9 protein-coding genes are annotated in these 12,379 nt (G+C 72.5%); 4 read left to right on the forward strand and 5 right to left on the reverse strand.

Annotated features, from left to right (window positions below; translation table 11 throughout):
• Positions 1–57: 57 nt before the first annotated feature.
• Positions 58–1,575: an MFS transporter gene (locus ACGFK0_RS13555; protein ID WP_392904176.1), complete on the forward strand. Its 1,518-nt coding sequence runs from the start codon at positions 58–60 to the stop codon at positions 1,573–1,575.
• A 74-nt stretch (positions 1,576–1,649) separates the two neighbouring features.
• Here the strand turns inward: ACGFK0_RS13555 and rph are convergent, their stop codons facing one another.
• Positions 1,650–4,286: a rifamycin-inactivating phosphotransferase gene (rph, locus tag ACGFK0_RS13560; protein WP_392904178.1), complete on the reverse strand. Its 2,637-nt coding sequence runs from the start codon at positions 4,284–4,286 to the stop codon at positions 1,650–1,652.
• A gap of 593 nt (positions 4,287–4,879) precedes the next feature.
• Between rph and rox the strand changes: the two genes are divergently transcribed.
• Entirely contained in the window at positions 4,880–6,307 is a 1,428-nt protein-coding gene (rox, locus tag ACGFK0_RS13565; RefSeq protein WP_392904180.1) for a rifampin monooxygenase, read from the forward strand.
• Positions 6,308–6,397: 90 nt separating this feature from the next.
• Here the strand turns inward: rox and ACGFK0_RS13570 are convergent, their stop codons facing one another.
• On the reverse strand, positions 6,398–6,742 hold the full coding sequence (locus tag ACGFK0_RS13570; protein ID WP_392904182.1) for a GNAT family N-acetyltransferase: 345 nt from the start codon (positions 6,740–6,742) through the stop codon (positions 6,398–6,400).
• A 102-nt stretch (positions 6,743–6,844) separates the two neighbouring features.
• Between ACGFK0_RS13570 and ACGFK0_RS13575 the strand changes: the two genes are divergently transcribed.
• Positions 6,845–7,345: a MarR family winged helix-turn-helix transcriptional regulator gene (locus ACGFK0_RS13575; RefSeq protein ID WP_392904185.1), complete on the forward strand. Its 501-nt coding sequence runs from the start codon at positions 6,845–6,847 to the stop codon at positions 7,343–7,345.
• A gap of 16 nt (positions 7,346–7,361) precedes the next feature.
• On the opposite strand, the gene ACGFK0_RS13580 is transcribed toward ACGFK0_RS13575, so the two are convergent.
• Entirely contained in the window at positions 7,362–8,339 is a 978-nt protein-coding gene (locus tag ACGFK0_RS13580; protein WP_392904188.1) for a helix-turn-helix transcriptional regulator, read from the reverse strand.
• A gap of 108 nt (positions 8,340–8,447) precedes the next feature.
• Here ACGFK0_RS13580 and ACGFK0_RS13585 point away from each other — a divergent pair, with 108 nt between their 5' ends.
• Positions 8,448–8,873 carry a VOC family protein gene (locus tag ACGFK0_RS13585; protein WP_392904191.1) on the forward strand — a complete coding sequence of 142 codons (426 nt, stop codon included), beginning with the start codon at positions 8,448–8,450 and terminating at the stop codon, positions 8,871–8,873.
• A gap of 120 nt (positions 8,874–8,993) precedes the next feature.
• Here the strand turns inward: ACGFK0_RS13585 and ACGFK0_RS13590 are convergent, their stop codons facing one another.
• Both ACGFK0_RS13590 and ACGFK0_RS13595 read right to left on the reverse strand, forming a co-directional pair.
• Positions 8,994–9,734, reverse strand: a complete 741-nt coding sequence (locus tag ACGFK0_RS13590) for a class I SAM-dependent methyltransferase (RefSeq protein ID WP_392904193.1) — start codon at positions 9,732–9,734, stop codon at positions 8,994–8,996.
• Between the two features lie 151 nt (positions 9,735–9,885).
• Positions 9,886–12,195 (reverse strand): ATP-binding cassette domain-containing protein, encoded by a 2,310-nt coding sequence (locus ACGFK0_RS13595; RefSeq protein ID WP_392904195.1) that lies wholly within the window; start codon positions 12,193–12,195, stop codon positions 9,886–9,888.
• Positions 12,196–12,379 lie beyond the last annotated feature (184 nt).

Consider the following 12,379-nt stretch of genomic DNA (forward strand, 5'->3'; position numbering starts at 1 on the left):
TCGCCAGGTCCGCGCGAACGATCCGCGCGGCACAACTCCACGAGTGAGGACGACGTCATGGCAACCACGAAGGCGCAGGCCGAGGGGGCAACCTCGCGCCGCTGGGCTGCGCTGCTCTTCATCGGCCTGGCCCAGCTCATGATCGTTCTGGATGCGACGGTCGTGAACATCGCACTGCCGTCGCTCCAGCGGGACCTGGGGATCTCCGACGGCGACCGGCAGTGGATCATCACCGCGTACATGCTGGCGTTCGGCAGCCTGCTGCTGCTCGGCGGCCGGATCGCCGACTACACCGGCCGCAAGCGGACCTTCCTGATCGCGCTGGCCGGCTTCACCGGCGCGTCGGCGCTCGGCGGCGCGGCGGCCGACTTCGAGATGCTGCTGACCGCCCGTGCCCTGCAGGGCGCGTTCGGTGCGTTGCTCGGGCCGTCCGCGCTGTCGCTGCTGACGGTGACGTTCACCCGGCCCAAGGAGCGCGCCAAGGCGTTCGGGATCTGGGGCGCCATCTCCGCCGCGGGCGGCGCGATCGGGCTGCTGGCGGGCGGGGCGCTGACCGACTACCTGGACTGGCGCTGGTGCCTGTACGTCAACATCCCCATCGCCCTGATCGCGGCGATCGGCGGGTACGCGGTGCTGACCGAGTCGCGGCACGCGGGCAGGGCCCGGTTCGACGTCCCCGGCGTGCTGCTGGTGACCGGCGGGCTGGTCGCGGTCGTGTACGCCACCAGCCGGGCCGAGTCCCAAGGCTGGGGTTCGGTGCAGGTCGCGGGCCTGCTGGCCGCCGGCGCGGTGCTGCTCGCCGCGTTCATCCTCGTGGAGAGCCGGGTGGCGCAGCCGCTGCTGCCGCTGCGCGTGATCGCCGACCGCACCCGCGGCGGCGCCTACCTGACCGTCGGCCTGGCCGTCATCGGAATGTTCGGGGCGTTCCTCTTCCTGACCTACTACATGCAGGTCGTCAAGGGATACTCGCCGATCAAGACGGGCGTGGCCTTCCTCCCGATGGTCACGGCGGTCCTGGTCTCGGCCGGCGGGCTCTCCACCCGGCTGCTGCCCAAGGTCGCGCCGCGGACACTGGCCGTCCCCGGCATGCTGATCAGCGCGTCCGGCATGCTGTGGATGCGGACCCTGGAGACCGGCACCGGCTACGCCGCCGGCGTGCTCGTCGCGCAGCTCCTGCTCGGCTTCGGAGCTGGCATGATCATGCCGGTCGCGCTCAACTACGCCACCCACGACGTCGGCCAGGACGACTCGGGCGTGGCCTCGGCCAGCGTCAACACCGCGCAGCAGATCGGCGGCTCGATCGGCACGGCGCTGCTCAACACCATCGCCACCGGCGCGACCGCGGACTACCTGGCCTCGCACGCCTCCCAGGTCGGGAGCCCCGCCGTCGCCAAGCAGGCGGTGGTGGAGGGCTTCGGCGTGGCCGGCACCTGGGCCGCGGGGATCCTGCTGGCCGGCGCGCTGATCATCGCCGTTCTGATGAACACCCCGCGCCCCGGGCACCTGGACGACGCCGACGCCACCGACGCCGCCGACGAGAACTCGCCCCGGCTGGAGAAGGCGGTCAGAGGGTAGTGCCGCCCCGCCGTGCCCGGACGGGGCGGGGCCGTGCCGCGCCCGGGAGGAGTCCCTGACACCTCTCGGGCCGGTCAGGGCAGGATCTCGATGTACCCCTCCGTCCCGTGCACGCGGATGCGCTGCCCGTCCCGGATCAGCCGGGTGGCGTTCTCCACTCCCACGACGGCCGGCAGGCCGTACTCCCGTGCGATCACCGCGCCGTGGGTCATCAGGCCGCCCACCTCCGTCACCAGGCCCTTGATCCCGACGAACAGGGGGGTCCAGCTGGGGTCGGTGTAGGCGGTGACCAGGATGTCGTCGGTGCCGAGATCGGCCCGCGCCATGTCCGCGATGACGCGGGCCCGTCCCTCGACGGTCCCGGCGGAGACCGGCAGGCCGGCCAGCGCCCCGGACGGGATGCCGTCGCGCCGGTAGGCACCCTGGACGACCTCCCCGTCCGAGGTGAGCACCCGAGGCGGCGTCAGCGCCTGATAGGACCTGAACGCCTCCTTTCTCTCGCGGATGAGTCCGTCGTCCACGCGGTGCGTGCGCGCGACGTCGTGGAGCTCGTCGAACCTGAGGTAGAAGATGTCCTCGGTCTCGCGCAGGACGCGGGCCCGCACGAGGCGTTCGGCTTCTGCGAGCAGGGCCTGCTTGTACTCGAAGTAGCGGCTGACCATGCGGTACTTGGGGTATTCCCGGTACCCGGAGAAGGTGCGGACGCCGTCGATCATCCGCTTGGTCTCATCGGCCTTGCGCCGCCCGTCCGGCAGGGCCCGCAGGCGCGTCAGCAGCTCCTTCTCCTTCGCCCGGGCCTGCCGCCGTCCTTGCTCGAAGCGCCGCTCGCCGGCGCCCGCCTCGAAGTTCTTGATGTTGCTGAGGATCGTGGGCACGAGCATGGCGGGGCGCTCGCTCCAGCGCGGCCTGGTGATGTCGATCTCGCCGGCGCAGCGCATGCCGTACTTGCCGAGGAAGGCCCGCAGGGCGTCTCGTGCCTCTCGGCCGCCCGCGACCTTCGCGAGGTCGTCCAGGAAACCGTCGTCCAGGAAACCGTCGTCCGTGCCGCCCGCGTCCTCGACGTGCTGCAGGAACGCCACCACGTCACGGTGCGGGCGCATCACGTCCGCGACGTCGAGCAGCGCCAGCCCCATCTCCGAGGTGACGTTGTGAGGAACGGACTGCGTGAGCGTGTCGGCCGCGTTCTTCACGCCCAGCCACTGCCGGAGGTGGTCGTTGAGCCACCAGGCCGCCTCCATCGCCGCGGTGATCACCTGAAGGCCCCGGGGGTCGAACAGGGTCCTCCTCAGCTCGCCGATGTCGGCCAGGATGAAGTCGAACAGCGCCGGTCCGGACTTGGTGCGGATGTCGTGCTCCAAGGCGGCGAGGGAGGCCTCGCCGCGCTCGATGATCTCGGTGACGACGGCCGGGTCGATCTCGATCGCGGCCGTCGCGCCGCCCGGCGAGGGCGCCGCCGGGGTACCGCCGCGGGCGGCGTCGTCGGGCAGTGTGCGGACGAAGTCGCCGCGTTCGAGAACGGTCTGCAGCGCGTCCTTGATCAGCGGATCGGACCTGCCGGCGCCCTCCATGATGCCCGCGCGGCCGGCCGGCGAGGCCAGCGCCCGGGCGACGTCGACGAACAGCCTCCCGCCGGCCTCGGCCATCGGCCGGGGGGTCGTCAGCTGCCACAGGGAAAGGCCGAGGGGTTTCATCGCGTCGGTCATCATCTGCTGGTGACCGACGGAGATGTAGACGTGGTCGTCCCGGTCGGCGGTCTCCGGGACGGGGAACAGCGTGGTGATCGGCCGGCTCTGGACGATGTGGAAGTCGTCGCCGGCCAGGCACCATTCGATGTCCTGGGGGTGACCGGCGTGCGCCTCGATCCTCCGGCCGAGGCGCACCAGCCGCACGGCCTGCGCGTCCGTCAGCACCGGCTGTTCCCGCCGTTCCGGCTCGACCGTCCGCTCCCGTGTCCCGCCCTCGGCCGCCGCGTGGACGGCACGCTGCTTGGTGGCGACCGTCCTGGCGACGACCTCGTCGTCGCGCACGGTGTAGAGGTCCCCGTTGACCAGGCCGGACGCCAGGGCTTCGCCGAGGCCCCAGGCGGCGTCCACGGTGGCGGTCCTCCGGTTCGAGGTCACCGGGTCCGCCGTGAACAGGATCCCGGCCGCCTGCGGGAACACCATCTGCTGCACGACCACGGCCATGTGGACCCTTCTGTGGTCGAAGCCGTTGCGCAGGCGGTAGGTCACCGCCCGCTCGGTGAACAGCGAGGCCCAGCACCGCCTGACGTGCTGGAGGACCGCAGCCTCGCCGACGATGTTCAGGTACGAGTCCTGCTGGCCCGCGAAGGACGCGGTCGGCAGGTCCTCCGCCGTCGCGCTGGATCGGACCGCGTAGGCGGCGTGCTCGCCGAGCCGGGCGAGCGGGCCGCCGATCGCCGCCACCAGGTCGCGGGGGAGCGGGATCGCCTCGATCATCCGGCGGATCTCCGCGCTCACCGTGCCGATCGCTTCGCGGTCGTCGGGCTCGAGGCGCGCCAGCCGATCGAGCAGATCATCGATCGCCGGCGCTCCGGCCATGATCCGCCGGAAGGCGTCCGTCGTCACGCAGAAGCCGTCCGGCACCCGGACGCCTTCGATCCGCGAGAGCTCCCCCAGGTGAGCCCCTTTGCCGCCGACGGCGGCGACATGCGTCCGGCCGACCTCGTCGAGTCCCAACACGTAGCCCATTCCCGCGGCTCCATTCCGATTGGTTCCGGGTTGCGACAGGCGATTATGGAACATGAATCCGAGCCTCATGAGGGTCCCGAATCCTGTGTAAAATGAAAGCAACGGCAAGCGGCGTTCCATATCTCCGGCCGCTGCTCATTCGGACTCGGCGGGCGCTGCCGCCCGGAAGGGGCTGATTCCCTCGCAGCGCTCTTCGGGGACAAGGCAGAGGGACCCGATCTCGCCGTCCCGATGAACACCGCGCGGCCCCGAGCAGGGCGGCGCAGGACGCCTACGGCGCCGAGCCGCTTCTCACCCGCACCTGATCCTGCGGCGGATCCACCACTGGCGTGACGGTACGTCCACAGCGGACGGGAGTGGGGGCGGGGGAGAGGAGAGGCAAGGAGGAGAACCCACCCCTTGCCACTCTCAACGTATAGCGCACCGGGGGGCTTGCGGCAAGACCCCGGTCGTGCCGCAGAATCGTCCGCCGAGGCCAGAACCTGCGGAAATGCGGGACGCGGCGACGCATGCGCCGCCGCGGAGGCGCGGGAGGCGCGCCGCCGGACCGCGTGGGGGCCGGGCGAAGCGCCATCAGGACGAAGGGGGATCTCATGATCGACGTGATCGTGGCCGGCGGTGGACCGACCGGCATGATGCTGGCCTGCGAGTTGCGGCTGCACGGCGTGCGGGTGCTCGTGCTGGAGAAGGAGGCGGAGCCGGCCAGGTATGTCCGTTCGCTCGGCCTGCACGTGCGCAGCATCGAGGTGATGGACCAGCGCGGCCTGCTGGAGCGGTTCCTCGCGCACGGCGAGCGGCACCCGGTCGCCGGCTTCTTCGCCGCCATCGCCAAGCCCGCGCCCGACCGGCTGGACACCGCGCATTCCTACGTCCTCGGCATCCCGCAGACCACCACCGATCGCCTGCTGGCCGAGCGCGCCGCCGAGCTCGGCGCCGAGATCCGGCGCGGCTGCGAGGTGGTCGGGCTGAACCAGGACGAGGACGGCGTGACCGTTGAGCTGGCGGGCGGCGCGCGGCTGCGCTCGCGCTACCTCGTCGGCTGCGACGGCGGCCGCAGCACGGTGCGCAAGCTGCTCGGCGTCGGCTTCCCCGGCGAGCCCTCCAGGGTCGAGACGCTGCTGGGCGAGATGGAGGTGCCCGAGGACCCGGCGACGGTCGCCGCGGTCGTCGCCGAGGTCCGCAAGACCCAGCTGCGGTTCGGCGTCGGGCCCTTCCAGGACGGGGTGTACCGCGTCGTCGTTCCCGCCGAGGGGGTCGCCGAGGACCGTGCGGCCCCGCCGACCCTGGAGGAGTTCAAGCGGCAGCTGCGGCGGTTCGCCGGCACCGACTTCGGCGTGCACTCACCGCGCTGGCTGTCGCGGTTCGGCGACGCCACCCGGCTGGCCGAGCGGTACCGGGCCGGCCGGGCGCTGCTGGCGGGCGACGCGGCGCACATCCACCCGCCGACCGGCGGGCAGGGGCTCAACCTCGGGATCCAGGACGCGTTCAACCTCGGCTGGAAACTGGCAGCCGAGGTCGGCGGCTGGGCGCCGGAGGGGCTGCTGGACAGCTACCACGCCGAACGGCGCCCGGTGGCCGCCGACGTCCTGGACAACACCCGCGCGCAGATGCAGCTGATGACGCCCGAGCCGGGTCCGCGGGCGGTGCGCCGGCTGGTGTCGGAACTGATGGACTTCGAGGAGGTGAACCGGCACCTGATCGAGAAGATCACTGCGATCGGCGTCCGCTACGACTTCGGTGAGGGCCACGAACTGCTCGGCCGGCGGATGCGGGACGTGGAGCTGAAGCAGGGCCGCCTCTACGAGCTGATGCGCACCGGCCGCGGGCTGCTCCTCGACCAGACCGGCGGGCTCTCGGTGGCGGGCTGGGCCGACCGGGTCGACCACGTCGCCGACGTCGGCGAGGGGCTGGACGCACCCGCCGTGCTGCTGCGGCCGGACGGCCACGTGGCCTGGGCCGGTGAAGATCAGCAAGATCTCCTCGGCGGGCTGTCCAGATGGTTCGGCGCCGCCACCGGCTGACCGCGCCGGGTCGCCGCCCGGACGGGCCCGCCTTGCGCCGCGTGCGGCGGGGGGCCGGCGGACGCCCGGAAGGGTCCGCCGGCCCCGGGCTCACCTCTGGTAGAGCGACAGGCACACCATGTCGGGTTCGAAACCCAGGGTCTGCCAGAACCGGTGGTCGTCGTGGGCGTCGGCGCACGACAGGTACCGGATGCTGCGGGCGCCGCGGGTACGCAGCCACCCGACGGCCGCTTCGGCGAGGGCGTGGCTGATTCCCTTGCCGCGCTCTTCGGGGACGACGTAGAGGGAGTCGATCTCGCCGTCCACACAGGGCAGCAGCCCGTCCTCGGCGGTGACGCGGCCGTTCACGAACCCGGCGATGCGGGCGTCGCGGTCTGCGGCGACGAGGCAGAACGCGTCGCGGTGGAACGCCGAGACCGGCCACCCTAACCGCACCGCCGCGCCGGGTCACGAGGCCGACAGGCCGGCCGGGGTATCCGGCGCCCGGAGCGTTCCTCTGATTGATAATCTCAACGTTGAGATGATCCTGGAGGGGCGATGGCGGATGCGGTGGACGCGATCCTGGCGCAGTGGGCGCGTGAGCGTCCCGACATGGACGCCTCGCCGATGGGCGTCGTCGGGCGGATCTCGCGGGCGCAGCAGCTGCTGGGCCGGGAGCTGAAGGAGTTCTTCGCCGAGCGGGGCCTGGAGACCTGGGAGTTCGACGTCCTGGCGACGCTGCGCCGCCACGGCGCCCCCTACGAGCTGACGGCCGGCGCGCTGCTGAAGGCCGCGATGGTCACCTCCGGGGCGATCACCAACCGGATCGACCGGCTGGAAACCAAGGGCCTGGTCGAGCGGGTCCGCGACGCGGGGGACCGGCGGTCGGTCCGGATCCGGCTGACCTCGCGGGGCCTGGCCGTCGTGGACGAGATGGTGGGCCTGCACGCCGCCAACGAGGAGCGGCTGCTGGCCGCGCTGGGCCCGGCCGAACGCGAGCGTCTCGCCGGTGCGCTGCGCACCCTCCTGGAGTCGCTGGGCGACACGTCCCTCGGCTGAGGGTGCGGCGCGCCGGTCATGGGGTGAAGGCCCGGACGGCGCGGGTGGCGCGGCCGGCGATGGCTGCCAGGTGGGAGGCGAGTTCGGGCGGGTCGAGCAGGGTGTAGTCGACGGTCAGCAGGGTGATGCGGTAGGCCAGGAACCGCAGCGAGTCGGACCGGGTGTGCAGGCGGCAGGTGTGGTCGTCGACCGGCTCCAGGACGCCCTGCCAGGCGGTGACGTGCTCGGCGGCCTCCTCGATCGGGACGTGCAGCAGCAGCCGCGCCCGGATCGTCCCGGACCCGCCGGCGAGGGCGTCCATGGCCCAGGCGGCGGCGTCGGCGCCGCCGGGCAGTTCGCGTTCGGGGCCGCGCATGCCGGTGCGGTGCGGACCGGTGATCCGGTCGGCGCGGAAGGTGCGCCAGTCCCCGCGGTCCTCGTCGTAGGCGACCAGGTACCAGCGGCGGCCCACGGTGACCAGGCGGTGCGGCTGCGCGAGGCGCCGCGTCTCCCGGCCGCCGGCGGCGGTGTAGGCGAAGCGGACCTTCTCGCGGGTGACGCAGGCGCCGGCGAGCAGGGCCAGGACGCCGGGGTCGGCGGGCGGCGGGGCGCCCTCCTGCGGCGGGAGGGACACCGCCGCCTCGGTCAGCGCGGCCACGCGGTTGCGCAGCCGGTGCGGAAGGACCTGCTCCAGCTTGGCCAGGGCGCGCAGGGAGGTGTCCTCGATGCCGGTGACGGCGCCGGCGGCGGCGGTGCGCAGCCCGATCGCGATGGCGATCGCCTCGTCGTCGTCCAGCAGGAGCGGCGGCATGGCGGCGCCGGCGGTGAGCCGGTACCCGCCGGTGCTGCCGTGCGTGGCGTGGACGGGGTAGCCCAGCTCGCGGAGCCGGTCGACGTCGCGGCGGATGGTGCGTGCGGTGACGCCGAGGCGGCCGCCGAGTTCGGCGCCCGACCACTCGCGGGGCGTCTGCAGCAGGGACAGCAGGCGGAGGAGTCGTGCGGAGGGGTCGCGCATGTTCTCCATCCTGCCGCCGCAGTAGGACGTTCGCTGACCTATTGGGGTCCTACCGTGGTGAATGCAGGGCCGGGGACGATCGCCGGCCCCCGTGAACGGAGGCACGACATGCTGCGAGGATTCGCCACCATCTCCTTCTGGGCCGACGATGTGGAGGCCGCCAAGGACTGGTACGCCGAGCTGCTGGGCACGCAGCCGTACTTCAGCGTCCCGGGGCCGGACGGCCGCGCCGGGTACTACGAGTTCCGGATCGGGGACTACCAGCACGAGCTGGGCCTGATCGACAACCGGTTCCGTCCCGGCGGCGCGGACGCCCGCCCGGGCGGCGCGGTGATGTACTGGCACGTCGACGATCTGGAGGCGGCCGTGGAGCGGCTGCTGTCGATGGGCGCCACCGCGCACGAGAAGATCACCGAGCGGGGCGAGGGGACGGGGTTCGTCACCGCGTCGGTCGTCGACCCGTTCGGCAACATCCTGGGCGTGATGACCAACCCGCACTACCTGGAGGTCCTGGCCGCCGGTCCGCGCGGCTGACCGCGCCGCGCGCGTCTACCTGGACGCCGTCCGCCGGCTGAAAGCCCCGGGCTACCCGGGGCGGAAGGATCCGGCGAACCGGGCCCGGGGGGTCTGGGGCTCACCGGAGAGGGGCCGCGTTCACGGTTTGTGGGTTACCCAGAGCATTTCTGCCGGCCAGTGGTGTGCCCAGTCGGGCGGGTCGGTTTTGTTGTAGCCGTTGGGTGTTCCGGGTTCGGGCCGCGGTTCGACGAGGTCGTCGATGATGAGGCCCGCGCCGCGAAGGGTCTTGATCCAGTCGCCGTAGGTGAGCTGATAGCTGGTCGCGTCGTGGCCTTCGGTGATGGTGTCCAGCCCGAAGTAGTCGTGGTGCAGCGTGGTGGTCACGCGGCTTGCGGTGTCGTCGTAGCAGGCTTCGAACCATGGGCTGGCGGCGTTGAACACCAGGCGCCCGCCGCGGCGCAGGACGCGTGCGGCCTGCGGGACGGCCAGGCGCGGGGGCGCCCAGCTGAGCCCGCCGTGGTCGCAGAACACCAGGTCGAAGCTGTCGGCGGCGAACGGGAGCAGTTCGGCGGCGCCTTGCACCAGCGGGTAGCGGGCTGCTCCCATCGCGCGGGCCGCAGCGGCGAGCTGGGCTTCGGACAGGTCGAGCCCGACCACGGTGGCGCCCTCGGCGGCGAGTGACCTGGACCACTGGCCGGCGCCGCAGCCGAGTTCGAGGACGCGCTTGCCGGTGACGTCGCCCAGGGCGTGCAGGTGCGCGTCGGGGATGGCGTACATGCCCCACAGCCGGGGCGCGGCGCCGATCTGCGGGTCGTGCTCGTGCTGGTAGGCGCTGCTGATCTGGTTCCAGAACCGCCGGTTGGCGGGGATGCCGTCCACGTGCCGACTCCAGCACTGCCTGCCGAGGGCGGTCAACACGATTTCGGCGCGGGCCGGGATCATCGCAGGCCGGGATCATCGCAGGGCGGCCCCGGCGCGTCAGCCCGCCTGCGGGCCTGGCGCCGGGATAGGAGGACGGCCACCGTGGCGCTCAGGCGCCGGCGGTGTAGTCGCGCAGGTGGCGGGCGGTGCGGGTGGCGGCGCCGGCGACCAGGTCGGCGGGGGTGCCGGTGAACACGATCTCGCCGCCGTCGGCGCCCGCGCCGGGGCCGAGGTCGATGATCCAGTCGGCGTGCGCCATGACGGCCTGGTGGTGCTCGATGACGATGGCGGTGCCGCCGTCGTCGACGAGCCGGTCCAGCAGCGCCAGGAGCCGGTCGACGTCGGCGAGGTGCAGGCCGGTGGTGGGCTCGTCCAGGACGTAGACGGCGGCCTTGCCGGCCATGTGGATGGCGAGCTTGAGGCGCTGGCGCTCGCCGCCGGACAGGGTGGTGAGCGGCTGGCCGAGGCCGAGGTAGCCCAGGCCGACGTCGGCGAGGCGGTCCAGGACGGCGCGGGCCTGCCCGGTGGTGAAGAACTCGCGGGCCTCGGCGACGGGCATGGCCAGGACCTGGCTGATGTCCTTGCCGCGCAGGGTGTGGCCGAGGACCTCGGCGGTGTAGCGGCGTCCCTCGCATTCCTCGCACACCGAGGCGACGCCGGCCATCATCGCCAGGTCGGTGTAGATCAGGCCGATGCCCTTGCAGGCGGGGCAGGCGCCTTCGGAGTTGGCGCTGAACAGGGCCGGCCTGACGCCGTTGGCTTTGGCGAACGCGGTGCGGATCGCGTCCAGCAGGCCGGTGTAGGTGGCGGGGTTGCTGCGGCGGGACCCGCGGATGGGGGACTGGTCGACCACGACGACGCCGTCGCGTCCGGGCAGGGACCCGTGGATGAGGGAGCTCTTGCCCGAGCCGGCGACGCCGGTGACGACGGTGAGGACGCCGAGGGGGATCTCGACGTCGACGTTCTTGAGGTTGTGCAGGTCCGCGCCCTTGATCGCCATGTGCCCGGACGGCCGGCGGAGCGTGTCGCGCAGCCGGGCGCGGTGGCCGAGGTGGCGTCCGGTGGGGGTGCCGGAGGCGCGCAGCCCGGCGAGGCCGCCGGTGAAGCAGACCCGCCCGCCGGCGGCGCCGGCGCCCGGGCCGAGGTCGACGATGTGGTCGGCGATCGCGATGGTCTCGGGCTTGTGCTCGACGACCAGGACGGTGTTGCCCTTGTCGCGCAGGCGCAGCAGCAGGTCGTTCATGCGGGCGATGTCGTGGGGGTGCAGCCCGGCGGTGGGCTCGTCGAAGACGTAGGTGACGTCGGTGAGGCTGGAACCCAGGTGGCGGACCATCTTCACGCGCTGGGCCTCGCCGCCCGACAGGGTGGTGGACTCGCGGTCCAGGCTGAGGTAGCCCAGGCCGATCTCGACCAGGGAGTCGAGGGTGCCCTGCAGGGTGGCCGCCGGCGGCGCGACCGACGGGTCGCCGATGCCGCGGACGAACTCCGCCAGGTCGCCGATCTGCATGGCGGCGCAGTCGGCGATGTTGCGTCCGTCGATCCGGCTGGCGAGGGCGGCGGGGTTGAGGCGGGCGCCGCCGCAGGCGCGGCAGGCGCTGAAGGCGACGGCGCGGTCGACGAACGCGCGGATGTGCGGCTGCAGGGACTCGGTGTCCTTGCCCAGGTAGAGGCGCCGCACCTTGACCAGCAGCCCCTCGTAGGTGGTGTTGATCCCGCTGCTCTTGATCTTCGTGGCGGGTTTGTGGAGCAGGTCGTCCCACTGCGCGGCGGTGTAGTCGCGCAGCTTGACGGCGGGGTCGACCAGGCCGGACTCGGCGATGACCTTCCAGTACCAGGACCCGACTCCGAAGCCGGGCACGGTGATGGCGCCCTCGTCCAGCGACAGGTCCCGGTCGACGAGTTCGCCGAGGTCGATCCGGGAGGCGCGGCCGAGGCCCTCGCATTCGGGGCACATGCCCTCGGCGTGGTTGAAGCTGAACGCCGAGGAGGTGCCGGCGTACGGCTCGCCGAGCCGGCTGAAGATGATCCGCAGCATGGCGTGGGCGTCGGTGGCGGTCCCGACGGTGGAGCGGGAGTTGGCGCCCATCGGCTCCTGGTCGACGATGATCGCGGCGCTGAGATTGCGCAGCGTGTCGACGTCGGGACGGCCGGCGCTCGGCATGAACCCCTGCACGAACGCGGTGTAGGTCTCGTTGATCAGCCGCCGCGACTCGGCCGCGATGGTGCCGAACACCAGCGACGACTTGCCCGAGCCGGACACCCCGGTGAAGACCGTCAGGCGCCGCTTGGGGATGTCCACGTCGATGCCGGCGAGGTTGTTCTCCCGCGCACCGCGGACCTCGATGACGTCGTGGGCGTCGGCGGCCGTGCGCCCGCCCGGGCCTGCTGTCGCCGGTGCGGTCGTGGTCGGGAGGGACATGCGGCTTCCTCGCTCACTTCAGGTGGTGAAGAGATGTCGGCAGTTGGCGCTCGGCACAACAATTTACACCATAAAGAGTTACGGGGTGGTCGTGTCCGGCTCTGGAGTCCCAGTCCGGACGCCAGCCGCGAAGGTCACCGCGGTACCGGGGCTTGCCCCGTCCCCGACCCGACACGTGGAGTTG

The sequence above is a fragment of the Spirillospora sp. NPDC048823 genome (assembly GCF_043198445.1).
Classification (GTDB): domain Bacteria; phylum Actinomycetota; class Actinomycetes; order Streptosporangiales; family Streptosporangiaceae; genus Spirillospora.

Excerpts from the sequence above, each read along its gene's own strand:
- ACGFK0_RS13555 (WP_392904176.1), top strand. The coding sequence starts at position 58 with ATGGCAACCACGAAGGCGCAGGCCGAGGGGGCAACCTCGCGCCGCTGG.
- rph (WP_392904178.1), bottom strand. The coding sequence starts at position 4,286 with ATGGGCTACGTGTTGGGACTCGACGAGGTCGGCCGGACGCATGTCGCC.
- rox (WP_392904180.1), top strand. The coding sequence starts at position 4,880 with ATGATCGACGTGATCGTGGCCGGCGGTGGACCGACCGGCATGATGCTG.
- ACGFK0_RS13575 (WP_392904185.1), top strand. The coding sequence starts at position 6,845 with ATGGCGGATGCGGTGGACGCGATCCTGGCGCAGTGGGCGCGTGAGCGT.
- ACGFK0_RS13580 (WP_392904188.1), bottom strand. The coding sequence starts at position 8,339 with ATGCGCGACCCCTCCGCACGACTCCTCCGCCTGCTGTCCCTGCTGCAG.
- ACGFK0_RS13585 (WP_392904191.1), top strand. The coding sequence starts at position 8,448 with ATGCTGCGAGGATTCGCCACCATCTCCTTCTGGGCCGACGATGTGGAG.
- ACGFK0_RS13595 (WP_392904195.1), bottom strand. The coding sequence starts at position 12,195 with ATGTCCCTCCCGACCACGACCGCACCGGCGACAGCAGGCCCGGGCGGG.